At 52.0% G+C, this 26515-nt stretch carries 25 protein-coding genes; 20 read left to right on the forward strand and 5 right to left on the reverse strand.

Going from position 1 to position 26515, the window contains the following annotated elements; translation table 11 throughout:
* The 11 genes from JMI88_RS37220 (at position 1) to JMI88_RS37270 (ending at position 9858) form a co-directional block, all read left to right on the forward strand.
* Positions 1-2034, forward strand: a complete 2034-nt coding sequence (locus tag JMI88_RS37220) for a heme lyase CcmF/NrfE family subunit (RefSeq protein WP_201367157.1) — start codon at positions 1-3, stop codon at positions 2032-2034.
* The gene (locus JMI88_RS37225) at positions 2031-2624 is read left to right on the forward strand and encodes a cytochrome c-type biogenesis protein (RefSeq protein WP_201367158.1); all 594 of its coding nucleotides are present in this window, start codon (positions 2031-2033) and stop codon (positions 2622-2624) included. Before JMI88_RS37220 ends, JMI88_RS37225 begins: the two co-directional genes overlap by 4 nt.
* Positions 2624-2992 carry a hypothetical protein gene (locus JMI88_RS37230; RefSeq protein ID WP_201367159.1) on the forward strand — a complete coding sequence of 123 codons (369 nt, stop codon included), beginning with the start codon at positions 2624-2626 and terminating at the stop codon, positions 2990-2992. Before JMI88_RS37225 ends, JMI88_RS37230 begins: the two co-directional genes overlap by 1 nt.
* On the forward strand, positions 2970-4226 hold the full coding sequence (locus JMI88_RS37235) for a carboxypeptidase-like regulatory domain-containing protein (RefSeq protein WP_201367160.1): 1257 nt from the start codon (positions 2970-2972) through the stop codon (positions 4224-4226). The genes JMI88_RS37230 and JMI88_RS37235 overlap by 23 nt, the downstream gene beginning before the upstream one ends.
* Positions 4223-4996 (forward strand): heme ABC exporter ATP-binding protein CcmA, encoded by a 774-nt coding sequence (ccmA, locus tag JMI88_RS37240; protein ID WP_201367161.1) that lies wholly within the window; start codon positions 4223-4225, stop codon positions 4994-4996. The genes JMI88_RS37235 and ccmA overlap by 4 nt, the downstream gene beginning before the upstream one ends.
* The gene (locus JMI88_RS37245) at positions 4993-5682 is read left to right on the forward strand and encodes a heme exporter protein CcmB (protein WP_201367162.1); all 690 of its coding nucleotides are present in this window, start codon (positions 4993-4995) and stop codon (positions 5680-5682) included. Before ccmA ends, JMI88_RS37245 begins: the two co-directional genes overlap by 4 nt.
* Positions 5683-5776: 94 nt before the next feature.
* Positions 5777-6514 carry a cytochrome c biogenesis protein gene (locus tag JMI88_RS37250; RefSeq protein WP_201367163.1) on the forward strand — a complete coding sequence of 246 codons (738 nt, stop codon included), beginning with the start codon at positions 5777-5779 and terminating at the stop codon, positions 6512-6514.
* Positions 6515-6531: 17 nt separating this feature from the next.
* Entirely contained in the window at positions 6532-6687 is a 156-nt protein-coding gene (locus tag JMI88_RS37255) for a hypothetical protein (RefSeq protein ID WP_201367164.1), read from the forward strand.
* A gap of 1 nt (position 6688) precedes the next feature.
* Complete coding sequence (locus tag JMI88_RS37260; RefSeq protein WP_201367165.1) at positions 6689-7189, forward strand: DUF3054 domain-containing protein; 501 nt, start codon at positions 6689-6691, stop codon at positions 7187-7189.
* Positions 7190-7458: 269 nt separating this feature from the next.
* A complete protein-coding gene (locus JMI88_RS37265; protein ID WP_201367166.1) occupies positions 7459-8559 on the forward strand; it encodes a DUF4097 family beta strand repeat-containing protein in 1101 nt (366 codons plus the stop codon).
* Between the two features lie 99 nt (positions 8560-8658).
* Complete coding sequence (locus JMI88_RS37270) at positions 8659-9858, forward strand: DUF4097 family beta strand repeat-containing protein (protein WP_201367167.1); 1200 nt, start codon at positions 8659-8661, stop codon at positions 9856-9858.
* A gap of 121 nt (positions 9859-9979) precedes the next feature.
* Here the strand turns inward: JMI88_RS37270 and JMI88_RS37275 are convergent, their stop codons facing one another.
* Complete coding sequence (locus JMI88_RS37275) at positions 9980-12004, reverse strand: S1 family peptidase (protein ID WP_201367168.1); 2025 nt, start codon at positions 12002-12004, stop codon at positions 9980-9982.
* 507 nt (positions 12005-12511) lie between these two features.
* On the opposite strand from JMI88_RS37275, the gene JMI88_RS37280 reads away from it, so the two are divergent.
* The 5 genes from JMI88_RS37280 (at position 12512) to JMI88_RS37300 (ending at position 17449) form a co-directional block, all read left to right on the forward strand.
* Entirely contained in the window at positions 12512-13573 is a 1062-nt protein-coding gene (locus JMI88_RS37280) for a hypothetical protein (RefSeq protein WP_201367169.1), read from the forward strand.
* Positions 13539-14798, forward strand: coding sequence for a DUF2851 family protein (locus tag JMI88_RS37285; RefSeq protein ID WP_201367170.1), 1260 nt, complete (start codon positions 13539-13541; stop codon positions 14796-14798). The genes JMI88_RS37280 and JMI88_RS37285 overlap by 35 nt, the downstream gene beginning before the upstream one ends.
* Before the next feature lie 270 nt (positions 14799-15068).
* Complete coding sequence (locus JMI88_RS37290; protein WP_201367171.1) at positions 15069-15878, forward strand: pseudouridine synthase; 810 nt, start codon at positions 15069-15071, stop codon at positions 15876-15878.
* Positions 15879-15992: 114 nt separating this feature from the next.
* Positions 15993-16679, forward strand: a complete 687-nt coding sequence (gene cmk / locus JMI88_RS37295; RefSeq protein ID WP_201367172.1) for a (d)CMP kinase — start codon at positions 15993-15995, stop codon at positions 16677-16679.
* Positions 16676-17449: a lysophospholipid acyltransferase family protein gene (locus tag JMI88_RS37300; protein ID WP_201367173.1), complete on the forward strand. Its 774-nt coding sequence runs from the start codon at positions 16676-16678 to the stop codon at positions 17447-17449. Before cmk ends, JMI88_RS37300 begins: the two co-directional genes overlap by 4 nt.
* Before the next feature lie 65 nt (positions 17450-17514).
* On the opposite strand, the gene JMI88_RS37305 is transcribed toward JMI88_RS37300, so the two are convergent.
* Together JMI88_RS37305 and JMI88_RS37310 are read right to left on the reverse strand one after the other, a co-directional pair.
* A complete protein-coding gene (locus JMI88_RS37305) occupies positions 17515-17757 on the reverse strand; it encodes a DUF2630 family protein (RefSeq protein ID WP_201367174.1) in 243 nt (80 codons plus the stop codon).
* 85 nt (positions 17758-17842) lie between these two features.
* Positions 17843-21523: an ATP-dependent helicase gene (locus tag JMI88_RS37310; RefSeq protein WP_201367175.1), complete on the reverse strand. Its 3681-nt coding sequence runs from the start codon at positions 21521-21523 to the stop codon at positions 17843-17845.
* 256 nt (positions 21524-21779) lie between these two features.
* On the opposite strand from JMI88_RS37310, the gene JMI88_RS37315 reads away from it, so the two are divergent.
* Together JMI88_RS37315 and JMI88_RS37320 are read left to right on the forward strand one after the other, a co-directional pair.
* Positions 21780-22463: a hypothetical protein gene (locus JMI88_RS37315; RefSeq protein ID WP_201367176.1), complete on the forward strand. Its 684-nt coding sequence runs from the start codon at positions 21780-21782 to the stop codon at positions 22461-22463.
* Positions 22464-22496: 33 nt separating this feature from the next.
* Positions 22497-23285 (forward strand): type III pantothenate kinase, encoded by a 789-nt coding sequence (locus tag JMI88_RS37320; protein WP_201367177.1) that lies wholly within the window; start codon positions 22497-22499, stop codon positions 23283-23285.
* A gap of 161 nt (positions 23286-23446) precedes the next feature.
* On the opposite strand, the gene JMI88_RS37325 is transcribed toward JMI88_RS37320, so the two are convergent.
* Together JMI88_RS37325 and JMI88_RS37330 are read right to left on the reverse strand one after the other, a co-directional pair.
* The gene (locus tag JMI88_RS37325; RefSeq protein WP_201367178.1) at positions 23447-23971 is read right to left on the reverse strand and encodes an ABC transporter permease; all 525 of its coding nucleotides are present in this window, start codon (positions 23969-23971) and stop codon (positions 23447-23449) included.
* Complete coding sequence (locus tag JMI88_RS37330; RefSeq protein ID WP_201367179.1) at positions 23964-24716, reverse strand: ABC transporter ATP-binding protein; 753 nt, start codon at positions 24714-24716, stop codon at positions 23964-23966. The genes JMI88_RS37325 and JMI88_RS37330 overlap by 8 nt, the downstream gene beginning before the upstream one ends.
* A 200-nt stretch (positions 24717-24916) precedes the next feature.
* On the opposite strand from JMI88_RS37330, the gene JMI88_RS37335 reads away from it, so the two are divergent.
* Entirely contained in the window at positions 24917-25594 is a 678-nt protein-coding gene (locus JMI88_RS37335) for a winged helix-turn-helix domain-containing protein (protein ID WP_201367180.1), read from the forward strand.
* Between the two features lie 16 nt (positions 25595-25610).
* Positions 25611-26515 (forward strand): HAMP domain-containing protein (locus JMI88_RS37340; RefSeq protein WP_201367181.1); only part of this gene is annotated, 905 nt, incomplete at its 3' end.

Here is a 26515-nt window from a genome sequence, read left to right on the forward strand (position 1 = left end):
GTGTATTTTTCAGATCTCGGCATAATCGCTCTTATCCTGGCACTAGGGTTTGCTCTCTATACTATCGTTGCATCCGTTTTGGGGGCCGTGCGCGCGGTACCACAACTGGTGACAAGCGCAAAGCGTAGCCTGCTGGCGGTAACCTTTTTCTTGCTGCTGGCGGCCATTGCCCTGGTGGTGTCATTTTTGACCCATGATTTCGGGGTAAACTATGTGGCGCAGCACTCCAGCCTCTCGATGCCCTGGTATTTTGTGACAGCGGCATTTTATGGTGGCCAGGAAGGCTCACTGCTCTACTGGGCTCTGGTGCTTTCCCTCTTCTCGGCCCTCTTTGCCGCCACTTCCAGACGCGCCCCTGCGGCCCTGGTGCCCTATGTAATAGCAACCCTGATGGGCATCGAAGCCTTCTTCCTCTTCATGTTGTCGACCCTCTCAAATCCTTTTGTGCGTTCTACCATCGCACCCAAGGATGGTGCCGGTCTGAATCCACTGTTGATGGACCCTGGCATGCTGGTGCATCCGCCCATGTTGCTGATGGGATATATGAGCTTCTCGCTGCCCTTTGCCTTTGCGGTGGCTGCCCTGATTACGGGCCAGCTCAACGCCGAATGGTTGCGCTCGATTCGCCGCTGGATGCTGGCTGCCTGGACCTTACAGACGGGGGGCCTCTTGCTGGGAGCGTGGTGGGCTTATCACGTACTGGGCTGGGGCGGCTATTGGAGCTGGGACCCGGTTGAAAATGCAGCTCTCCTGCCCTGGCTGACCGCCACCGCCTTCCTGCATTCAACCATGGTGCAAGAGCGGCGTGGTATGCTAAAGGTCTGGAACCTTTTTCTCGTCATGGCCTCCTTTGCGCTCTCGATCTTTGGAACCTTTGAGGTACGTAGTGGTCTGATCAGTTCAGTCCACTCCTTTGCCTATTCAGATATCGGCGCTTATTTCTTTGCTTTCCTGGCTGTGGTGCTGCTTTTCTCAAGTGGCCTGTTCTTTTTCCGCCTGCCGCATCTGCGAGCCGAACAGGAATTTGATTCGGTGGTGTCGCGTGAAGGTGTCTTCCTGCTCAACAATCTCTTACTGGTTGGTATGACCTTCGCCATTCTCTGGGGTACACTGTTCCCATTGATTTCAGCTGCCTTCCGTGGACAGACGATGACGATGGGACCGCCTTTTTATAATCAGGTAGTGGCGCCACTAACGGTGCTGCTGATACTGGCGATGGGCATTGGACCGCTGCTGGCATGGCGGCGAACCTCAATGGCGGCCTTCTGGCGCAATGTCAGTGTTCCAGCCATCCTGGCGGCGCTGTGTGCTGTGATACTGCCCTTCGCTGGAGTGACGGATGTGGCGGCCAATATAGGTTTTACCGTCTGCATCTTTACCGCCGGGGCGGTATGCTATGAAATCTGGCGCGGTGCCCGTGTGCGTCATCGCCATGGAGAAAACTATTTCCGTGCCGTTTATATGCTCTTCCAGCGTTACCGGCAGCGTTACGGTGGGTACGTGGTTCACCTGGGATTGGTCTTGCTGGTCGCGGGCATTATTGGCTCGCACTATTTCCAGCAGCAGAAGGACGCGACTCTTAAGCCGGGTCAGGAGATGAGCATCGCTGGCTATCACTTTACCTATCTGGGCAACATAGATGAGAAAGATACTGACAAAGAGACCATCTCCTCGCAGGTTCAGATCTGGCGCGATGGTAAATTGCAACACTACATCTACCCGGGTCGCGTGATCTATGCCAGCTATCCTGATCAGCCGACCAGCGTGATTGAAATCAAGACCTTTGGGGCCACAGATGTCTATGTCTACCTGGCAGATTGGCAGGGAGCGGCACAGGCCACGATTCGCGTCTTCATCAATCCCCTGGTACCTTTTGTGTGGTGGGGTGGCATCTTAATGCTGATAGGAGGTATCCTATGCTGGTGGCCAGTGCGTCCACAAGCTCAGGCCAGATCGCGGGCAACCAGGATCGTGGAAACAGAGGCGCCTGAGCAGAAGCCTTCAGAGGTGGCTGATGGAGGGGTGATCGCATGAGTATACAGAAGAAAGCTGCCCAACAAAAACGTTCACTTTTGCTACTATTGGCCGCACTGGCCCTGATCGCGGCCGTCTGGTCCTGGCTGTTTTTTGCGGCCCCGAAGCAGCAAACGGTCGATCAACGCGTGCATGATATCGCATCCCAACTGCGTTGTCCTGTCTGCCAGGGAGAATCAGTGGCCGACGCCCCCTCTGGCTTAGCCCTTGAGATGCGTGGTATTATTCGGCAACAAGTACAGGCTGGTAAATCCAATCAAGAGATCATACAATACTTTGCCAATCGCTATGGCGAAGGCAATATCGTCTGGGTGCCGCAGTGGCAGGGATTTACCCTGCTGGCCTGGATCGTACCGATTGTCTTGCTGCTGGCAGGCTTCCTCTTTCTGTTCCTGGTCGTACGCGACTGGCGTAAAGAAGCTGCCCCCGCGCTGGCTGTTTCTGCAGCCGATCAAGCCGGGCAGCATAAGCAAGACCATGGAACACAAAATGAGACAGATGCTGAACTGGAGCGCTATCGCGCACAACTAGAACAAGAACTCGCCGCCGATGATCCGCTCTTCAGGCGGTCGATAACGGAGGCAAACTGATGGCGCTCATGATCGCGATTGTATTGGGTATTCTGGCCCTCGTTTTCGTTCTGTATCCTCTCTATCGGGGTCCGGCTAATAAAGGCGGCCTGGGCCGGACGGCAGTGACACAAGAGCAACCTGCCGCAGAGGTGACGGAACTGGCCGAAGAAGAGCAGCAGGCACGCTCGGCTATTCAAGAGGTTGAACTGGACTATCAGCTAGGCAATATTGAGGAGCCTGATTACCGTTCGCTCCGCGAGCGTTATATGCGCCGCGCCCTGACCGCCCTGAAATCACGTTATGAGCGAGAGCAAGAAATTGATGATGATATTGAACAGCAGTTGCAACAGCTAAAGGAGTCTTATGAGAAAACTAATCACGAGTAGCTTGCTGCTGGTCTCAATACTCGCTTTAACCATTTTGAGCTGGCAGGTAACGCCGGTCCATGCGGCCGCCGAAAATGGGCAGATCTCGGGCCAGGTATTAGATGGGACCAATAAGAATACGCCGGTTAGCGGGCAGGATGTAACATTGCAGTTGGCCCAGGGGAGCAGTAGCCGCGACGTTGGTTCGGTGAAAACCGATGCCCAGGGGCACTTCTCTTTCGACAAGCTGGCGACCGACCAGACCATCAGCTATGTTGTCTATACGCGCTATCAAGGAGCCCAATATGTCAGCAATGCTGTGGTGCTGAATCAGAAGGCGTCCCAGGTTGCCAATGTCCAGGTATATGAATCAACAACCAGCACAGACAATATTGCCGTGGTGCGTTCGACCGTATTGATGCGGCAGGCTGATCCCGCCAAGGGTGTCATCAACGTTTCGCAGGCCTTCTCGTTCCAGAATCTGAATAAAAAGACCTATGTGGGTTCTTTGAATGCCAGCAAAGGTAAGCCTAACGCGCTGCTATTCTCTTTACCGACAGGCGTACGCAATATTACGCTGGGCAGTGGTTTCTCTGGCTACCAGGTCATTCAGGTCAACCAGGGATTCGCCACTGATGCGGCCCTGCTACCTGGCACCAACGAATTCTCATACTCCTATGAGGTCCCGTATACAGGTTCCACCTATACTTTCTCATATGAGACACAGTACCCGACGGTCTCGCTTTCGGTGCTGGTTGATCCAGGTTTGCATGCCAGCTCAAAGGATCTTACCTCGGCCGGTATCGTGAATGCCGATAACCATGTGTATCATTCTTTTACCGCTACGGTGTTGCCCGCGCATAAACAGGTGTCGGTTGCTTTGGAAGGACTGGCGCTGCCGGCCAGCAATGCCGGTTCACCATCCTTTAACGCCGCTACGATCTGGCTGATCGTCGGCGTACTGGTACTGATCGCAATCGTAGTTATGATCTGGTTCCTCTTACGGTCCCAGCGTAAACGTGTGGCGGCAAATCAAAAGCGGGGCGCTGGCAAACAGGCACATTCCGGAGACAAGGAGACAGCCAGAGCATCGGCTGCTGATAATCCAGAGCAGGCTTTGCTACAGGAGCTGTTGAAGCTGGATAAAGAGTATGAGGCTGGCAACATTACCAAAGAGCGCTATGAGAAGCAGCGCGCCAGAACGAAAGCTCGCCTGCGCACGCTGCTGAGCGAGAAGGAGACTACGCGGCGATGAGCAGGCCCGGTGAGCATATTGCCGCCGTGCAGTCCGCTCCAGTGCATCCAGACGTTGCGGCTCCAACGGCGTTAGCAATCGAGATCTCCAATCTGAAGAAGAGTTATGGCCTCAAGCCAGTACTGCGTACCATTCAGCTGAATTTGCCGCAAGGACAGCGCATGGCCTTGTTGGGCGCGAATGGTGCCGGCAAGACGACGCTCCTACGTATCCTGGCTGGTCTGAGCAAAGCCGGCTCTGGTACCGTTTGTGTGCATGGATTGGATAGTCGCTATGCGCTGCAGGAGATCCGCCAGCAGGTTGGTTTCGTGGCCCATCAGCCTTATTTGTATGAAGAACTGACGGTTCTGGAGAATCTGTTGTTCTTTGGTAAGCTGTATGCGGTTGAGCATGCGCGTGAACGGGCCAGTGTGTTGTTGCAGCGCGTGGGGATGGAGCGCCGGGCGAAAGATAGAATTCGCGCCCTTTCGCGGGGACAGGTACAGCGCGTCGCCTGGGCACGAGCCCTGTTGCATGAGCCGCGACTTCTCTTATTGGATGAGCCCGACACCGGATTAGACCAGCACGGCAATGATCTGGTTGAGTCCCTGCTGGTGGAGCATACTGCGCGCGGTGGCAGCATGCTCTTTACTACTCATAACCTGGATCGAGCGCTGGCCTGGAGCGATCAAATTGTTATCCTGGCTGGTGGGCGTGTGGTATATCAGCATGAGAGCGCCAATCTGCCTCTGGCAGAATTGCAGCAGCGGTATCGGGAGGTTACGCAATGAAGATGGCCGGCCTCTTTTTCAGCCAGCTCTGGGCTATTTTGTGGAAAGATATTCGTTACGAGCTACGCAGCAAGCAAACCTGGGTCGGCATGGGCATGTTTGCCCTGTTAGTACTAGTAATTTTTAATTTTACCTTTGACCTGCATGTCAGCAACGTTGCCGCGATCGCGCCAGGTGCCCTGTGGGTGGCCTTCATTTTCGCCAGCTTGCTGGGCCTGGGAAGAACCGTGGCGGCCGAGCGCGAGCAGGGTTTATTGGATCGACTGCTCCTGACGCCGGTAGATCGCAAAGCCATCTACCTTGCCAAACTGCTAGGAAATTTGCTATTTATCGGAGTAGTAGAAATTGTTGCCCTGCCAGTCTTCGCGATTCTCTTTAATCTACCGATCTGGGAGGGACCAACTTTGCTGGCACTGGTACCCATTGTCTTGTTAGGAGCACTGGGCATTGCCTCCGTTGGCACGCTTTTTTCGGTGCTGGCGGCCAATACACAGGCGCGAGAGCTACTCTTGCCTATCCTGGTCTTTCCATTGGTAGTGCCAGTAGTCATCAGCGCGGTGCGGGCCACCACACTCCTGCTGGTGCCAGGCATCAATGAGCCACCATGGCTCAGTCTGTTGATTGCTTTTGATGTCATTTTTATCAGCGTCTCGACGTTGTTATTTCAATATGTTGTTGAGGAATAATCAGATTATACGGACTCCAGATAGTGTCGTAACCTGGCCAGGCCAGCGGCTTTGCGACCACTCTTGAGAAGAGTCTTTTTTGAGGAACACTTTTATGGCTTTAGCGAAACAGATATCTGATACTGAGGAACGCGCCGCGTCGACCAGGCCGTCCGGGGGACGTTGGCCTCTCATTTCTCTCATTCTAGGAGGCTTGACCGCCCTCACACTGGCTGTGGCACTGTGGATGATCTTCATCTATACGCCGGTTGATAGTCTGCAGGGAGAGACCCAGCGTATCTTCTACTTCCATGTGCCCACGGCCTGGGTCGGCATGCTCTCTTTTATTATTTTAGCGGTCACCGGTATTATCTATCTGTTCAAACCAGATGCGCGCCTGGACTGGCTGGCGCGAGCTGCCGCTGAGGTCGGCGTGGTTTTTCTCACCATCACCCTGATTCTCGGGTCGCTCTGGGGCAAACCGATCTGGGGCGCCTGGTGGGTCTGGGACGCCAGATTGACGGCCACCTTGATACTGTGGTTTATGTATGTAGGATATTTAATGTTGCGCAGCTACATGGGAAGAACGAACGAGGGGGCGCGGGCTGGCGCGGTCATCGGCATCATTGGCGCGATTGATGTACCGATCATCTATCTTTCGGTGAGCTGGTGGCGTGGACAGCATCCAGTGGCCCAGGTGGGTGTGCAGGGTGCGCTCCCTCCCCAGGCGACGCTTACTCTGATGGTGGCTCTGGTAGCTATAACCCTGTTATACGCTTTTATGATGGTGCAAGCCTATCAGTTGCAGCGTCTGCAGGCATTGGCTCAACAGTTACGTGCGATAGTGGAATAAGGAAAAAGGACTGAACGATGCAAACGTATTTGATCGCTGCTTATATTATTGCCTGGCTGGCTATCTGTCTCTATCTGGTTATTTTAGCCATGCGAATTCGTGGTGTGCGCGTCGAATTGGCTGCTGTTGAAGAACTGGTGCGCGAGCAACAACAGCAGGAAAAGGAGCTTTAGTATGGCTGTCAAAGAGAAAAATACTGTGACCACCTCGGCCATTGAAGGAAGTAAGCCTCACAATAAAAAAGAGGCCCGGCGACTCTGGACGTTGATTATTGGTGACATCCTGGTCTTTTTAATTTTTTCCGTCATTGGGCGCCAGAGTCATGGTGAGGATAGTGGCCTGACCGCGGCCTTCAAAATTGTCTGGACAGCTCTGCCATTTGCTATCAGCTGGTTTTTAATCGCTCCTTTTATGGGCGCATTTCGTCGTGAATTGATGACCGAGCCACGCCAGATGGCCCGTAAAACTGGTTTTGCCTGGTTAGCGGCCTGGCCATTAGGCGTGATTTTGCACTTTGTTTTTGAACAACGTGTACCGACCTGGACCTCCGCTCTTACCTTTGGCCTGGTTACACTGCTCACCAATACCGTATTCTTATTTGTCTGGCGCATCCCGTTTGCCATGACAAATCATACAAAAGACACTCAAGTCCAGCTTGCACCCAGGAAAAAGTAACACTACAATTCCATTTTTCCCATCCTGTTTCGTTCTAATGTAGTACAATACATGTGGACTATAAACGAAGCAGGATGGGTTTTTGTTTGAGCCAGGACAGCAAGGAGTGGTAACTGTCTATTTTCTGACCTGATACATCGTGATAGGGATGTTAAGGTGTCAGGTATAGTCAGGTATGTGGGAATTGGAGACAGCTTTATTGCATACTGGTAGTTCGCGCGAGTGTTCTCACCAGAGTGCGATATGTTGTAATTGTAGGGGAACTGTACATGGGCAAGCAACAATCATCATTTGGCGATTCTCAGGAGCCGCAAAGACCCTTTAATGGCTATGCGGACCCGACCTCTCCAATCCATGAGGATCCATACGAGCAGGCACAACGAGAAAGAGATGGGGCACCTGTTCCGCTATATCTCGAAGGTTACCGTGGGCCGATTGAAGATTTTTCTCGTCGTGGGTTCATTGGGGAAAAACTGATACCACCACCGGGTCCTTCTCCACTTGTTAAAGCGATGAAGTTTATTCCTCCTGCTCTTATTCTATTATTGCTACTCTTTATGCTTGCCGGTGGAGGCAATTTCTTCAAGCAAATGGTGCAGGCCAAAAATACGATCACCCAGCAACTGGCGACCGACCAGCCTTACAGAGTGGTAGTTCATGATGCCCAGGGACGGGTGCATATTCACGGCAGCAATAGTGGTCCGGTTACCGTGACCTCGACCAGATATAATGCTAGCTGGGTTCCCCAGGCAAGCGATATGAATGTAGATGCACGCGTCGTGGATGATGGACAGACGATCTTGATCAATGCAGAAAAACGAGGAGACAGCAGCCGTAACGATGGTCAGAGTGTGGATCTGGATGTGACGGTTCCTTCCTTCATTAACGTTCAGATCACGGCCGATCATGGCGCGGTAAAGATAGATGGCATTACTGGAAGTATGAATGTCTATGCCAGCGATTCTATTAACGCGCAAAATATTCACAGCGGCCATGGACGTATTGCTTTTCGCTCACGTGATGGGGCCATTGATGTTGACCAGATCGATGGACAGGTTTCATTTTCCACCTATCAGGGACATATCGAGGTGGATGGCGCCCACCTCACCGGATCTTCACGTATGAGAACGCAAGATGGCAAGATAGTTTTTGATGGCAGTGTCGACCCCGAAAATGATTATAGCTTTGAAACACGTAGCGGAGCCGTTGCTGTCTCATTGCCGTCCAACTCCAGTTTTATCCTGCGTATATTCTCCGATCATAGCCCGGTTGATAACGAGTTTGGTAGCACCGTCATCGGACCAGGTCCACGAGCCCATATCGGGATCGCCACCATGTCTGGTAATGTAGAAATCAATGAAGATAACTAAACCTTCTGATGATTGACCAACCATCGCTTTAGTTTTATCCTTGCCACTCCGATTGTGGGTAGTAGGAGTGTGGCTTTTTATAGCATGAAGGGGCAAGTGATGAGTAAATATCTAGAGACCGGCCAGGCGTCTCCTAAACGCCAGAAAAAGCAACAAAGATCGTCTCAGTTTGATAAGTCAGAAGAGCAGGCTGAAATGCAAGAAATCCCTGCTCTTGATGAAGAAAGCGTCGCAGAGATTCTCGAAACAGAGCTAGAGGAGGAAGCACCAACCCAGGAGGCGGTACCGGCTGAGGAAGCTGCTGAGCCTGCTGAGTCTGCCGAAGCGGCTGAGTCCACTGAACCTGCCGCGGCAGATCCTCTCGCACCACCGAAATCAGAAGTGGGTCTCTGGTTGCCGCTATCTGGTCGCCCCCCTTCGTCCGACTGGCGTTTTCCTCGCTCAAGCCAGAATGATCTGGGTATGATCCTCCTGATCACCTTGCTGGTTGCGCTACTGGTAGGCATGATCGCTGTCGGGGTCATTAACAGAGTTGGTACCCAAAATGCCAGCGAGAATTACTTTTTTCAGCAGCAGGCGCATCAAAAAATCGTCATCAATAACGATACTGGAAACATTCATATCCATAGTCAGTTACATGGCCCTTTTAGTTTTCAAATCAACAAATACTCGGAGGGCATGGGACTGGGACTCATCAGTACTGTTGTGACTTATAACCAGGATGGAGAGAAGACTACTGTTGAGGCTCGCCTTGATCCTGACTATCTGTTCGCCGGTTCGCGCGGCGTTGATATTGATGTAACGGTGCCCCCGGCGGCAGCTGTTGAGGCCTATACCACCACTGGAACCATTAGTCTGGCCGGCAATGTGAGCCAACTCTCAGCCCGAACCAATAATGGTTCAATTGTGGTTGATAATAGTACTGGAAATATGACGCTGCAGGCCGATACCGGCTCGATTGCGCTTCATAACGTCAAGGGCCAGTTAAGCGTGTCTACACGCCAGGGGGATATCGAGACGCACCAGGTTCAGCTGGCTGGCCAATCGGCAATGACGGTAGACGACGGAGCCATTACCTTCGATGGCTCGCTGGCACGCAACGGCAACTTTCATTTCACTACCATCAATGGGTCCCTTAACCTGTCACTGCCCCACCTTCAAGCATTCCATATCACCGTGAGCAACAGCTCTGGTTCGGTCACCAACGATTTTGGTCGGTTATCCAATGGCAAGAGCCCGCAGGCACAAATTACCCTCAGCACCCAGAGAGACGCGATCACAATTCATCAAATCAAATAATTTTGCCTGCTGGCTATACTAATGGTAGAGCTGATGCGTATATGCTGTATATATAAAGAGAGTGCCCTGGTCTTTGTACCAGAGCACTCTCCTGTCTTTTTTAATGATGCTTCCTTCAGACTTAGCGCCTCTCAGGAGTTTCATGATAGTAGGCAGGTGGCCTATCGACAGCGCTGGCTGTCGCAGCAGACTGTTCTTTAGATGGCTTAGGTATTTTCGGTAGTTTCTGCGTTGATTCATGTTTTCCAGGCAGCTCTTGCTGAAAATCCAGCCCTTCTTGTGGGTTATCCAGCGGAAATGGAACCTGCTCCACAGTATCAGGAACATAGGTAGAGGGTGCATAGCGATTTGACATGTCCGACGGCCAATCTTTTAGCTTTTCTTCCAGCGTACTATCAGTCTCAATCCTCTTCACCTTTATTTTATTGTCACTGTCGTTTTGTGGTTGTCTCTGTGTGGGCTCTACAGCCATAGGGGACCCCCATGGAGGATTACTATGCGATAGGTTACTATCTTCATTGGGAACCACAGGCGTGGCTGGTACAGCCACTGGCGCTGCTGATGGCCAGGGTTGGGATTCTACTGGCTGTGGAGTGGGTGGAGTATCGAACCTCGTTGGCAGTGGAGTTTGTGGGCTGTCCTGTTTATCGAACTCCCTCATTGTATTATCCGTTGCCGCTATAGATTGTGGCGCTGAATATGGCTGAGGCCTGCTGTCAACTCCGCTATAGCCTGTTTGATTGACTGGATGATACTCATATGGGGGACTGAAGTTTTGTGGCGCCTGGGTGCTGAATGGATAGGCCGGTTGTGGCTTGTTGCGCCGCCGCGCGAGAAAGAACCAGGCCAGCAAAGCCAGAGCGATCACAGCGACAATAAAAATGATCGCAGCGATGATCAATGGAGCCATATAGTTGGACTGCGTTGATTGTGGCAATCGCTCGTGGCTGGACTGCTGTGAGGCATAATCCAGAAACGGATTGACGGCCTGGAAATTAGGATAATCCTTCTGAAGCTTTAGGAAATCCGAATACGCCTGGTGCCAGTGTCCTGTCCCGGTAGAGGTATAATGGTTGAATGCCTGTTCCCAGGCCGTTTGAAACTTGCCGGGCTTTGTATCGATTTTGAGATTTGTGAGTAATTCTTTTGCGCTGCTACTGGTTTGCAGGAAACTTGTGCCAATTGGTGTCTGTGCATCTTGATTATAGAAGCTCACCACTCCGACGATGTTGCCATGACTATCTAGAGCCGGACCGCCGCTATCGCCATGCTCAACGTTGCCACCGACCTGAATGACATGCTCTTTGATCGAGCTGACATAGATTTTATTGACCGAGGATGTGAGATAGGTTGTCGGATCGGGTTTGGTGGGATCGCCCAGGTCTCCATTGCCTGGAAAACCGATGATGGTCAATTCATCCTGCTGAGACACATTGGAAGGGTCTCCTAGTTGGACGGCGGGGGTATCTTCCATATTGACGTGAATGATGGCGACGTCACGCTGATCCACCGCGCTCTCCTGCTCAATTTTATCTACTTGCGCATGAAATTCTGCCGGCACCGTCGAGAGCTGATCAGCATTGATGACGCCCGCATAGTCCTTGCTGAGGAACACTTCACTCTTAGGATTCTTGTAAGTTGACTGTGTGCGGAAGATGCCGAAGGCCATATTGCTATAGGCATCTTGCTCGCTGTAGGGGGTCTGGGGATGAAAGTTTTGATTGATATAATTAGCCACATCTTGTGCTGCGGTCATCTGTAAAACATCATCCATCGATTTATCGCGCGGAGGCTGGATCACATGATCGGCGGTCAGGATGTCGCCATGAGAGCTAACAAAGGTGCCGCTACCAGACAGTTTCAGATCGTAATAGCCTCCGTCCAGCGGAAAAGTGGCGCTTTGGGTATCGGTAAATTGGACTGTCAGGCGTCCACCCAGCGTGGTAATAATACGTACAACGGCTGGTTTGGCCAGGTCGACCGCCCTGACAACTGGATTGGAAATATTGCCGCCCGGTGTCGCCTCCGCCAGCACCCGGCCGGAAGTCGCAAAAATACTTAGCAGAGAAATACATATAAGTGATAAAAGAGAGAGTTTTTTGCTACGTAAAGAATGGAAGCATGCCAGAAAAAATGTTGTGCCCATTATGACCTCTTCACTCTCTATCCTTAGAGAGGCATATCATGTCTAAGTGCGTATACATCCTGGTGAATATAGTATTGCAGCAGCGCAAAAAGATGGTCACCGGAGAGAAAATTTGTTCTTCTGTAATTTCTCAAGATATTTTTCTTCATGCGTTGTACCTGTTTTCTGCCAGCCATCATACAGTACTTTACCTCAATTGTCTACTTTCACAGCATAAAATCCCGGTCTACTAACCTGTTCTCCCTATGTCATCGTAAGGTGGCATAGATAAGGATTATCTGGGAGTAATGGAATGTGAGAAAGGTGTGAGGATGGGCTTTATAGGAAATAAGTGGTAAACTCTTTAGAGCCAGTCAGAAAGAATATGGTATTCTGGGATGCATCTACATTTTTGTTCTATATGGAGTGGTAATGAGTGAGGTTGGTTGATGAATGCAATATGGAGATGTTCCAATAGCATCATATGTAAAACAGAGCCTGAGCATACCTTTTGGAGGACCGCATATCATGGGCAAAACCGATTTATCTTCTCCACAAGACAAAATAGCGCGCAACAAGAAGGAATTAAACAAACAGAAGCGCCGCCTGCAAGAGCGCCTTGAGAAGGCGCGTAAGGCGCGCACCAAAAGTGAAGAGCGTTTGAAACTGGCGCAGGAGCAGTTTCAGCTCAAAGCTGCACGAGTGCAAAAACTAGAGCAACGGCTCTTGACTATACATTCTCGCCTGGTTACTATTTCTCTCCTTTCCGGTGACGATAACGCTACAGAAGAGGGTCCATCTATTTTTGATGAGGAGGAGCAACTCCTGACATGGGACCTCTCATCTGTGAGTGAGCATGATGAGGTGGCCCAGCAGCACGAAAGCCTGTTACAGGCACAGGCGGCTCAGGTGCACAACGAGGCCGCGGCTCTGGCTCACGATGCGCGCTCCATTGCCGGGGTAGCGGAAGAGGCAGCTCGGGTTGCCGTGGCGCGCACTGAATATGCGGAAAAGCGATTGGCCAAAGAGAGTATCGGTCGGCACCTGGCTCAAGAATATGAGCATTTGCAGAGCGAGGCGCAACGGGCCCAGATTTTTGCCTATGAAACAGCGCAAGCGGCCGACGAGGCAGAGCAGCTTCTGGTCACGCTGACCCCCACTGAGGATACAACCCTGGTAGACATTGAGCGGGTGGAACTTTCCAGCGATGTGACTTTTCTGGACGATGTAGCGAAGGAGAACGATGCAATGTTTGATGAGATCGAGAAAGATGAAGATGCGTTTGCTGCCGTGGCATCCCTGATTCTGGCGGACGCCGAAGCGGATGAAGCGGCGGAATCTGAGGCAATATTGGAGGCCAGCAGTGAGCATATGGTGGATATGCATGAAATGATGAAGCAGGCAGATTATACATTATCCCTGGTACGTGCGGCGGTCAAAGAGGGTACGCTAACTGGTGAGGATGCGGTGCGGGCATTAACTGCCGCTGAGATGGAGGTAGCGCATGCTCGTTCATTGGTGAGGAATCTGGAGAAGCAGTTGGAGGAGGAGCAGCATGCTACTGAGGGAGAAAGCGAGCAGCAGACGTAGTTGTAGGAGGGATGCGACCTATCATATGCTCTCTCTATCACTGACCGGCGCGCGGCTTTATGAGCCAGAGCTGCCCTATGAATACGAGGTAGCACGGCGCTGGTGGGAACTGCCACGGTCTATTTGCCTGCCGCTACAGCAAGGAGGCTGGTGCCAGGTTTTATTTGCAGGGCGAGCGGCTGGTACGGCTGGACCCGATGTACGTGATGCTGTTATGCGCTTCTTTTCGGTCCCTGACCCGGCACTGGAAGAGTTGAAAGAGGTGGAACGCGTGGTGGGAGATGTGGAATTTCATGTGCGTGCCAGTGATTGGCGCGCACATGCTCATCATTCTGATCCGGCCTATAACAATGTGCGCCTGCATATAGTCTTGATCTGTGATGATGCGCAGCCCACGCGCCGTCAGGACGGCCGCGTGATCCCCACCTGTTCGCTTGCCGATGTGCCGCTTGGCCGTAAGCTGGTCTCATTGCCGATCATCGACGAGAAGGCCTGGCCCTGCCAGCAGTTGAGCAGTCAGCAACGCGATAAATTATTACGGCGTGCAGGACTCTTGCGCTTCGAGGCCAAAAGCCATCGTTTTCTGGAAGAATTGCATATCATGGGTTCCGATCAGTTTCAGGGACTTGATGCTTATGATGCCTGCCTTTTTCTGGCGCTGGCTGAAGCACTGGGCTATGGACGCGATCGCGTCACCTTTCGCGCTTTAGGCCTGCGCCTGCTATTGGGACGCGGTGAAATAGCGGAGCCGCTAGGACGCAGCCTGTGTCCACAACCTATTGATCTCACCAGGCTGCATGTACTGATGAACCTGTTGGCGCGCTGGCGTAGCGTCGGGATCTGGCGTACCTTGCGCAACTGTTTATGGCCAGCCAGAAGAGCAGAAGATTATCAGTACATACTGGCAAGCCTGCGCACCTGCTTTGCCACACTCGGGTTGAGCCAGGCCAGAACCGATATCTTATTATGCAATGTCGTCTTGCCGTTCGCCGCTGCTATTGCGCTGCTTGAGCACAACGAAGCGCTGGCTGAACGTGGCCGCACGCTCTACTTACAACATCCCGGGCTGCCCTCCAATCAGATCACACGTAGCATGTGCGCCCAGTTACAATTGTCCAGAGAGCCGCGCGGTAGTTGTTTGCAACAAGGCTTGCATTATATCTATCAACAAAACTGCCGTGAGAAACACTGCCATAGCTGCATTATAGGATCTCAACGTATCTAAGCATGCAAGGAGAAAGCAATGCTCCCAGCATGCTTGCCCCACACCCCGTCAGGAGGGGCTCGCCGGCCCTCCTGCACCTCCCGCCTTATACCAGCTTGATTTGTAAAACATCATATATCTTGCCGAATGTGTTGAAATGGTGTAGTTTAAAGACGCCCTATCTATGGTATAGGTCGTGGTAGTAGTTCAGTAGCAATATTTCTGAGAGATCAATTGGTCCAGCCGTTGGTGAGTTGCGGAGGGTACCTGCATGATGAGAAAGCGATTACAATGAGCAGCGAGCAGAGTCCAGATCAAAAACACGAGTTCGAACAGGGTCCAGAAGGAGTGCGTTTAGCCCGTTTTCTTGCCCATGCAGGTGTGGCTTCGCGTCGCCACTCGGAAGAGATCATTCACGCTGGCCGCGTCCAGGTGAACGGCCAGACAGTTACCACGCAGGGGGTGCGTATTGATCCCGAGCGAGATCAAATAAGTGTAGACGGGAAGCGTATTCAACCTGCAAAGCGCAAGGTTTATATTTTGATCAATAAGCCAGCCGGCTATGTCAGCACCGCTTACGATCCCCAACAGCGGCCAACAGTTCTATCGCTGGTTCCACCTAAAATTCGCCAGCTTCGCGTCTATCCAGTAGGACGCCTGGATATCGATACCAGCGGCTTGCTGCTTCTAACCAATGATGGAGATTTTGCCTTACAATTGACGCATCCGCGTTATTCTACTCAGAAGCACTATGAAGCATTGGTGCAGGGTCATCCGGATGCAGCAGCTTTGGATGCTTTACGTCATGGAGTTCCTATTCACGAGGATGATGGAGGTATCTATCGTACCTCGCCAGCAGAGGTGCGCGTACTGCGACAGAGCGAAAACGGGACTAGCCTGATGCTGACTTTACATGAAGGCCATAAGCGCCAGGTGCGGCGTATGTTACGTGCGGTCGGGCATCCTGTACGCCAGTTGATACGCGTGGGCGTGGGCAACCTGACCCTCAGAAATGTTGCACCTGGCAAGTGGCGCAACCTGACCGAGGCCGAAGTTCAGCAGCTTATGAAAGAGCACACAAAAGATAAAGACAAAAATTGAGCACAAACGAGATTACGTAAAAGACTGACGTTTGGCTGCGTCTGTGCCATCCCAACCAGGTAGGATATGATATAATCCGTTGAGTTATGATTATCATCAATACGCGGAGGATTCATGTCAGGGCCACAATGTATAGCAATAGACGGGCCAGCAGGCTCGGGAAAAAGCACCATAGGTGAACAACTTGCCCGTCAATTAGGCTACCTTTATGTTGATACCGGAGCAATGTATCGTGCAGTGGCCTGGCTGGCTCTTCATGAGGGTATTGATATCAATGATGGACCTGCCCTGAGCCAACTTGCGCAACAAGCAGATATTGTGATTAGCCATCCCCATATCACTGATGGCCGGCAATATACTGTGACTGTCAATGGACAGGATGTTACATGGGATATTCGCAAGTCAGATGTGACGCGCGCGGTTTCGGCGGTATCTTCTCATCCCGAAGTTCGTAAATTGCTCATTGAGCAGCAGAGGATGATGGCCAGACAGGGCCGTGTCGTCATGGTTGGCCGCGACATTGGAGCGGTTGTCCTGCCTGATGCTGAACTGAAGATTTATTTAACGGCGAGCCTGGCCGAGCGGGCCCGGCGGCGCCACACCGAATTAGTTGAGCGCTATGGGCCGGTCCATGAGAATGTGCCCTCACTTGAAGAACTGATACGCGATATCCAGCGCCGGGACGATATTGACCACGATAATATGCAACCAGCGATAGACGCCATCGTGATCGAAACCGATTATCTCAGCGTGCCCCAGGTAATGGAGGCTATCGCGCCCTATGTGGAGGATACTGTATGAAGCAGGATATGGATGCCACTGATTCTTCAGCCAATGCAGCGGCTGCTGAAAAATCTGGAAAAGGCGAGCCCGGGAAGAAGCCGGAAAAAAACCTGTATGAGCCCTATTCGACCCCACGTGTTCTGTATGAGCTGATACGCTTTATCGCCAAAGCCTTCTTCTTTCTGGTGGCGCGTGTCCACTTGCGTGGGCGTTACAATGTTCCCAAAAAAGGACCCTATATTATTGCCTCCAATCATCTTTCATGGACGGATATCCCACTGGTGCCAGCCTATATTCCGGGCAAAGTAGTGTATATGGCCAAGGAAGAGTCATTTCATAGTAAAGTTGGCTGGCTGGTTCGTTTTCTGGGCGCATTTCCTGTGAAACGCGGTGAGGGCGATCGCCAGGCCATCCGCGCGGCCCAGGAGCAGTTGAAGCAGAAGAAAGTCTTTGTGATTTTCCCTGAAGGTACGCGCAGCAAAGCTCACACCCTGGGCAAGGCTCATGCCGGTCTGGGTATGATTGCGTTACGCTCAGGTGTACCCGTGATTCCAGTCGCGATCTGGGGTAGCGAGAACGCCTTGAAAAAATTTGGTGCCCATGTGACCATCTCTTATGGCGAGCCTCTCTTGCTAAAGCCGAAAGGCAATAAAATCACGCGTGAAGACATCGCAGACGCCACCAACAAAGTTATGAAGCGCATCGCCGAGATGCTGCCAGAGCGTTATCGTGGCGAGTATGCTGACCTTTCGACCAACCAGCCAGTTGACCTCAACTCAATAAATTAAAGTTTAGCAGCCAGAAATCCAAAAAGGATGGACAAGCACGTGTCCATCCTTTTTGGATTTCTATTTTATTGTTTGTAGTTTTCGACGATGTTTGGATCGCGTACCTGGGCATCTTCGGGATTTAGTCCCGCGTTGCGGCGGGCTCGTCGCTGGCGCAGCAGGTCCCAGCACTGATCCAGGCCCACTTCCAGTTCTTTGACTCGTTGTCGCTGATCTCCTTGAATTTTGCCCTCCTCTTCCAGTTGGAGAAGATGGTGTTCTTCATTCACAAGCTCTTGAATATGTTGGAGTATTTCGTTATCTTTCATCGGCTTCCCTCTGTATATCGACAGTTCTATGTTGCACAGTGTATAACACGCACCGTGCAGCGCTAATGGATACGCTCTACAATTTTTAAGCTGGGCAAATAAAAAAGAATGGGCAGGTAGGACACTGTTGGGAGTCCCTGGGTTGTGCCGGATAGCGGTGCTCTTCCAATCCTTTGACTGCCTGCTCGACTTCGCGATAGAGGTTTTGCTCTTTTCTGGCCGTAATCGTGATTGGTTTGCTTTCTCCCGTACTCATATTATGGCTATGTACCTCAACGTTCTGGCCGGGATATTGTTGTCTATAGGCCAGGTGATACAGAAGATCTTTGTGTTTTGGCTCGCTCTTCTCTTTTGAACGTCCATAGCTGGTGCGTACAAAACGATCTGGCTGTTTGATGAGGTCATCGGCTGTTTCCACACGATCGATGGGAACATGCACGCTGGTGCCAGCGACATCAACGTTATAGCCCGGTTGTAGTTGCCAGCGTACCTCTTCCTGGGTGTGCAGGTGGCGACGAATGGACGCAACCACTTCCTGACCATGTTCTTCGTACATGGTGGCAAACGGTTCTGTATGGCCACCAAGGGCCTGCCAATGCTGGAGATAGAGTTCCTGGATCTCCTGTTGACTGGGTAGATTAGCCTGATCTTTGGCGCCATCCAGTTGTCGGTGCAGCGCTTCGACGGTTTTGCGCGTGGCTTGCGTAAAGAGCCGATAGCCAGTGGGCTGATCCTCAAAATGATAGATCGAGCTATAGGCGTATTTGCGTGGGCAGTGAAGGTAGCTTTCAATGGCGTAGGTGCTCAACGTGGGTGAGCTCATGGCCGCAATAAATTCTTCGCTGGGCTGGGAACTATGAGCACCCACGATCTCCTCTTCCTCCTCCACCAGGGTGCCGGCATAGTGTTGATTCCAGTGCTGTTTGATAATGCGCTCTTCACTCAACCCCGCTTCAAGCGCATCCAGGTAAATGGAGCGCTGATATTTCTGCTGAGCTTTGCCATAGCGCTCGCTATAGCTCAGTACCAGTTGATCTCGTGCTCGTGTCACTCCAACATAGAAGAGACAGGCTTCGCCCACTTCATGGTTATTGCTATCTGCCGCCAGCATACCGGTGGGTGGTTTGACCTGGCCTGAACGGCCTGAAGTGGGAAAGCGGCGCTGCATGAGGCCAGGCATATAGACCACCGGAAATTCCAACCCCTTGCTGGCGTGCACAGTCATGACACTGATCGTATCGGCCGCTATTGCCGCCTCATCTTCACTATTCTGCCGATTACCACTATCCTGCCGCAGCCGTACCAGGAGTTTGAGGTAGTCAAGGAAGTCGCGGATCTGCTCTTCCAGAGATAAAGGCTCACTGTCCACTGATTCCTGTCCATCATGGAAGCTTGCCTGCTGCTCAAGCTTCTGGCGTAGCAAGAGTTGCTGGTCATAATGCCGGGCCGTTTGGAGTAATTGCTGATAGCCAGCCAGTTGCATGCTGCTGGTCTTATCGTCTGGTTGTGCCAGCAAGGTGCGCACCAGCGAGGTTTCAATGAAGAGATATTGAGCTAGCAGTGACCAGATATTGGGCGCCCTGAGCAAAGAATGCACTATTTGAGAGAGGCGCAGCAGTGTATGACGTCCGGTGCTGCTCATACCCAGGGGAGCCTCGCCAGTCAACAGCATCTGGCGGGGCGTCTTGCCTGGCTCGCGCGCTGCCAGCAGCAAAGCCTCGATATCCTGCTGGCTCAAAGCATATTCGGACTGGTGGGCCAGCCGGAGGAGTCCCATCCCGCTGATATCTGGAATTAATTGGATAGCTGAGAGTACATCTTTGATATATTCCTGTTCAAGAATGCCTCCTTGCTCGATTACAGGGAGTTCGGCCTCTAGCATGGCGGCAGTAATTTTGTTGGCCTGGCTGCGTGTGCGGCAGAGGACCACCATATCTTTGTAAGCATAACCCTGGGCCCGCTTTTGACGGATATCCGCGATCAAGCTCACCACTTCACTGGCCTCATTTGGCGCTTTAGCAATGGTGACGTAGGTTTCGATATTGGTCAGGCGTACCGGCTGGTTCTTTCCAATTTCCTGCCCCAATTCGAGTTGTTGGCAGCGGAAAGCCTCGGCAATTGCTACCAGGTCGGGACGCGAACGGTAGTTGCGGCTGAGCGGCAGGATTCTGGCTCCCTCGAAGTCTTGTTCGAACTGACTGATATTGGCGGGCGAAGCGCCACGAAAACCATAGATGGCCTGGTTAGCATCTCCAACCACCCAGACTCGCCTGGCCGTGCCAGCCAGCACGCGTAGCAAGACGCCGCTGGCCCGGTTCACATCCTGAAATTCATCGACCAGAATATGCGCGAATTTTCGCTGCTGCTCCTCCAGAACCGCAGGATGTTCATTGAGGAGTTGGATCGCGGATACCAGCAAGCCGCCATAGTCAGTATCACCGCGACGTTGTAGCTCTTGCTGATAGAGTGCATAGACTTGCGCCACCTCCAGTGTCTTTTCCGCCTCGGCCAGCGTCTTTTCATCGCTGGCCTGTGCGTGCATCGCCCGCGCCAGGTCGGCATATTGCTCGGGCGTCACTAATTCATCCTTCGCACGCGCAATCGCCTTGAGCATATCTGGAAAATAGTGGGTAGGTGTTTGCAATAAGCGATAGTGGTGCAACTTCATCGCATTGGCCTGCCGGCGTAAGATCAGATAGCCCTCGGCCTCATCGATCAGCGTAAAATCTGGTCGCAAGCCTGCCAGGGTTGCATGCTGGCGCAACAGATTGGCGCAAAATGCATGGAAAGTACTGATCGTGGGCAGCGATTGTCCGGACTGCGAAAGCAGCTGCTGTAAGCGCTCCTCCATCTCCAGGGTAGCTTTTCGTGAAAAGGTCAGAGCCAGAATATTTTGAGCAGGAATGCGTAAAGTATTAATGAGATAGTCGGCGCGTCCGATCAGCGTACTGGTCTTGCCGCTGCCGGGGCCGGCTACAATCAGCGCCGGTGTCTCAGCCTCGATGGCCGCCTGCTGGAATTCATCGTATTGTTTTTTTGCCGCCGGAGCCACGTTTTCTTTTGTGACAGGAGTAGAAGGGATGGCTTCTTGAATTGCCTCAGGTGCAGGAGGCGCATTCAAAAATCCAGCCAGGCGATTGAGCAGGGCGGTCGGCGAGACATTGAAGCGGGCTGCCAGCGTATGGGCTGGCGCGCCATCTCGTACAAATAACGTGTAGAGTCGAGCCCCAGGCATTAGCAGTTCGGCGGCAAAGACATTGGCGGCCAGTTCACGTTCACTGCGCGGATCATAGCCATGGGCACTACCAATTTTCTCCTGCATCTGTTCTTGCTCCAGAAAAGCCGCCATATCTTCCTGAATATCATTGTCATGGCAGGGGAAAGCCGGTGATGGTTCTGGAATCGAAGCATAGGATGTTTGAGCTAAAAAAGGCAGCTCATGCTGCTGCGCAAAACGCCGCAGGCGCATTCCATCACGACAATGGAGCAGCGCATGGCCGATTTCGTGAGCCAGCGTAAAGCGGCGAAACGTCTCATTCAAGGAACGGCAAATCCAGATCAGATCTTCCTCTTCGTCGGGATCCATGAAACCATACGTTCCCAGCGCATAATCATCATCCGCGAACGTACCAATACTCAATCCCAACCACTCGGCCAGATCGTCAATAGGAGTTACATCATCAGTCCACGCAGGGTTATCTTTCCTATATTCTTCAAGCACCAGTCGGGCCGTAGCCTCAACCGTTAACCGTAATACATTATCCACAGCGTGCTCCCAGCGCCTTTTAAAAAATACTAGCAAATATGAGAAAATAAAGGCATGCCAACCTGTACGCTTGCTTTTTGCCTCAGCTCATACCATATTATATCGCATAGAAAGCTTCGGTGTGGCCTTTTTAAGCCTCTGGCAGGGAGAATTTCCGATAGTCATATGGATGAAAATAATTTTTCCAAATGGGTCGTTCTCTGATATAATGGGCCGAGATAAGATGGTGCCATATATCTTGACAAGGAATTTCAAAATGGACGCAGAAGAGATTCTCACACAAGCGAACACGAGCGCGGAACTACCAGCTGGCTGGTCGTCCTTCCCGCTCCTAAAAGGGAAGGTTATCTGGGGAATCGTTGGTTGGATTTTCGGTATTTTAATGGGCGGAGGCTTATTAGCCTTAATTGTGCCAATTGTTATCCCTTTTAATTATCAGCGTGGAGCTTTTTCCATTATTTTAACTACATTGATGTTGGCTATACTTGCATTCATCTGTGTTGGTAGTATTTATATGTTATGGGTTGACATACTGCGCCTGGCCCATCCAGAGAAACATATGATAGTGCTGACTGACACAGATTTTGTACGTAGAGAGGGTTCCCAAACTATCCAGGTGCCACTCGCAAATATTCGCCATGTGACTCCTCGTGGACGCGCACCCATCGAGCGCACAGCCGACGAAGGTGGTGTACGCAATATTCAAGGGGCAGGCGAGAACATGATGGGTTTTATTTTCGGCCGTGGTGTGACAGCCAGTGGCCAGAAACAGAGGCGTAAACGTGTTCGCACCCCAACTTCATTAGCTTTTGTAGATGATCGTACAAACGCCGAAGTCACAGTCGTCAATGACAATGCTCATGGAGATCCTTTCCTGATCGCCGCCGTAATCAAGAAATACGCGGCTGCAGCCCGGGCGGAGGAAATGTCTCAGAAATAAATAATGATTTTTCTGTAGAGAAGGGACTTATCTATGTTACTTGCGCTTGATATCAGTAATACGAATATCAAGTTTGGTCTATATGATCACGATGTAATGAAGCATCTCTGGGTCGTATCAACCAGCCGGCAGCGCACGACTGATGAGTACGCCATGGTTCTCAGCGATCTGTTGCGCCACGTTGGCTACACCTTGACTGATATCGAAGACATCATTATGTCTAGCGTTGTTCCTCCCCTGACACCAGTCTTTCAAGATCTGGCCGCACGCTATTGTAACCGTGAAGCGTTGGTCGTCAACCATACGATGGATCTGGGAATCAAGCTCTTAGTTGATAATCCCTGGGAAGTGGGGTCGGATCGGATCATGACCATCCTGGCGGCCCATCATCTCTATGGCGGGCCCGCTATTGTGATCGCTTTCAGTACCGCCACTACATTTGATGTTGTCTCGATCGAGGGCGATTTTCTGGGTGGTGCTATCGCTCCTGGTCTCGTAATTTCCGCTGAGGCATTGAGTAGTGCGGCCTCCCAACTTTATCGCGTCAACATGACACCACCGCGCTCCGCATTGGGAAAGAACACGATCGAGAATATGCAGTCAGGCATTATTTATGGACATGTTGGCCTGGTTCAGGGTCTGATTGCGCGGCTCAGTCAGGAGATACCCGACGTGGCCCATCCAGAAGAAATCAAGGTCATTGCCCATGGAGGGATGGCACAGCAGATGGCTCCTATTATTCCTGAAATCCAGTACGTCAATCAATATTTACCGCTCGAAGGACTGCGCATTGTCTATAATCGGCTGCGCGGACATCAATAAATAGCCAGCCGCAGCAGGGAAGAGGGCCGTACAGGCCCTCTTTTTTCATCTTGCATGAGAAGGTATGGTTTGTCTGTATCGCTGCCCCTTCGCTCATTCATAGCGCAGAACGTCGAGGGGGCGTATGCGCACCGTTCTCCACGAGGTCAGCAGGGATGTGACTAACACCAGTATGATTGGATCTGCAGATCAAATGTATCGCCAAGCTGTTTATGATAGTAGGTCAGGAATGTTTGCGTTACCACCACCTGATTGTCCGTCAGCAGCGTTGCCAGCGATCCAGATGAGGGCGAAATGAACGTGGGAGCGCTCACCAGAGGAAAGTGCTGTGGATCAATGATCTGCACAAGCAGTCCACTGAGCGGGGGAGGAGTATTACCTATCGAGCCAATGTTCAGGTTTACCGGTGTATAGTCGCTGATGGTCTTCGCGTGTTTTAGCTGCTCGAAAAACACGAGATCGCTCTGTTTGAGGGGCGTATTGCGGTTCGCGACTCCCACAGAGATGTCGCCACCGTTGGCGGTACGCGAATTACTCACATACGCGCTGATCGCCATCTGCCCCGTTAACTGTGTGGCCACCACTATCATGACTCCAATCGCTATGCACACGACGGCGAGCCGTGAGGAACCTCTACCGCGCCACAAAGAGCGTAGAGGGTAGGTGATAAAAAGAGATCTATTCATCGTCTGCCTCCGCATCTCGCTCGCCCCGATCTGCGATTACACCATCCATAAGATGGATGACGCGATCAGCATGGGCGGCAACGGCCGGATCGTGTGTGGCAAGGATAAAGGTTTTTCTAGTCTGTGTACGTAGATCGGCGATCAGCTTGAGAAAATTCTGCCCATTTTGTCTATCCAGGTTCCCGGTCGGTTCATCGGCAATAATCAGGGTGGGATCGGCCGCCAGGGCGCGTGCAATGGCTACACGTTGCTGTTCTCCACCGGAGAGTTGAGCCGGACGATGTTTCAGGCGGTGCGAGAGCCCGACGAGATCAAGGAGTTGCTGAGCGCGCGCTGAGGGTGCTCCTGGATGCTTTCCGACATACAGGGGAACCTCGACATTTTCCTGCGCCGTCAGCGTGGCGATCAGGTTATAGGCTTGAAAGACCATCCCTACCTTACTGTTGCGCACCCGCGCTAACTTTCCCTCGGACATATGCGTAATGTCGATCCCATCAAGCACGATCTGTCCGCTTGTCGGATTATCAAGTCCCGCCAGAATGCCCAGCAAGGTACTTTTCCCGGAGCCCGATGGTCCGACCAGCGCCATTATTTCTCCACGCTGGACCCCAAAGGTAATACCTTTTAAAACATCAATATGTTCACGTCCCAGTGGAAGACGCCTGGTAATGTTCAACGCCTCTAAAACCGGCGGAACAGTCTCTTGTGGAGAGGAGGAAACATCCCCTTCTTCCTGCTTATACATAGCTTATTGTCCTCCATACAGTATGCAATGATAGATGTGTGCGAAGTGAAATCTAAACATAAGTCGTTGTTGTATGAGACTGAGGAATAGTGTAGCTATGCTTCCTGACAATGCGCTGACACGATTTTTGGTGTTGTCAGTTAATTGTCAGATTTTTCAGCGATAATAGAGTAAAAGAAGAAAAGGCAGGGAGGGCAGCTATGCGTATTCTCCTGATTGAGGATAATCGGCGCTTGAATCATGAGCTCAAGATGAGCCTGGTCGATGAAGGTTATGCTGTAGATATGGCGTTCGAAGGGGTTGAAGGGCAAGCACTGGCCGAAGCTATGTCCTACGATGCGCTCATCCTCGATATTGTGCTTCCAGGGAAGGATGGACTGGCAGTGTGCCGGGAGCTTCGGCACAAGCATATCAATACCCCTATTCTGCTGTTAACCGCGCGCGATACGATAGCGGATCGTGTGCGAGGGCTGGATAGCGGAGCCGATGATTACCTGGTCAAACCCTTTGCCCTGAGCGAGCTACTTGCGCGCCTGCGAGCTTTGTTGCGCCGCAATGGAAAGGAGAAAAGTGCTGTCCTGCGCGTTGGAGACCTGAGTGTCGATCCCGCGACACATATAGTTGAACGCTCGGGGCAGCGCATCGACCTGACTCCACGGCTCTTTACGCTGCTCGAATATTTGATGCGCCATCCTGATCAAGTCCTGACGCGCGAAATGATCGCGAATCATATCTGGAACTACGAGTTTAGCGGCACTTTGAATGCAGTAGAGGTTTGTATGCGCCGCCTTCGTCACCAGATCGATGAAGCCTTTCCAACGAAAATGCTAGAGACGGTACGCGGCGTGGGCTACCGCTTACGCAGGCCAGTGTCCTGATACATGGAGTTCAGTTATGCATGCAGCCAGTAGGAAATCACAACAAAAGACCAACCAGACATGCTGGCAAAAGCTATCCAGCCTGTTCAGCAGTATCCGGATGCGGTTGACGCTCTGGTATGCCGCAACAACCATTGCTGTGCTCGTATTATTCGGGGGACTATTGGTGAGCACGATCGCTAAAATGATGCCCATACCGGATAATACGGGCCTCCCCAAGATCGCGCTGGATATTTTCTGGCTGGGATTGTTGGTATTGCTCTTTATTATTATCGGTGGCTATTGGCTGGCGTCCCGGGCCATGCGCCCAGTTCGTTTGATTACCCGCATGGCGCAGGAGATGGGACAGCAGGATCTGAGCCGGCGCTTCCATCTCAAGCGGCGAGATGAACTGGGCGAACTGGCCGACACCTTTGACGAGATGCTCAATCGTATCGAAGCAGTCTTAAACCGCCAGCGTCAGTTTACAGCCGATGCCAGCCATGAGTTACGTACGCCGCTTAGCATCCTCAATATCGCCACCGGCCGGGCACTGTCCCAGTTGCACAGACCCGAGAACTATGAGCAGGCATTAGCGAGGATAGAAGTGTATCAGCAGGAACTGTTCATTATTCAGGCCGAGACAGAGCACATGACCCGCCTGGTGAATGACCTGCTGCTACTCGCGCGATCCGATAGCGAGCAAACGATATCCACCCCGCAAGAGGTTGACCTGAGCGAAGTGACCCTTGAGGTGGTGGAACGCTTTGCTTTCCTGGCTTACCAACAAGGAATAGAGCTGGAGTTTGGAGAACTTCCCGAGATGCGTATGCACGGCGATCGTCTACTGCTGACATTGATGCTGACCAATCTCATTGATAATGCGCTCAAGTATACGACCGGCATTGGCAACCGCATCCTTATTGAAGGGCATGCACAGGA

This window comes from Dictyobacter formicarum, from assembly GCF_016587435.1.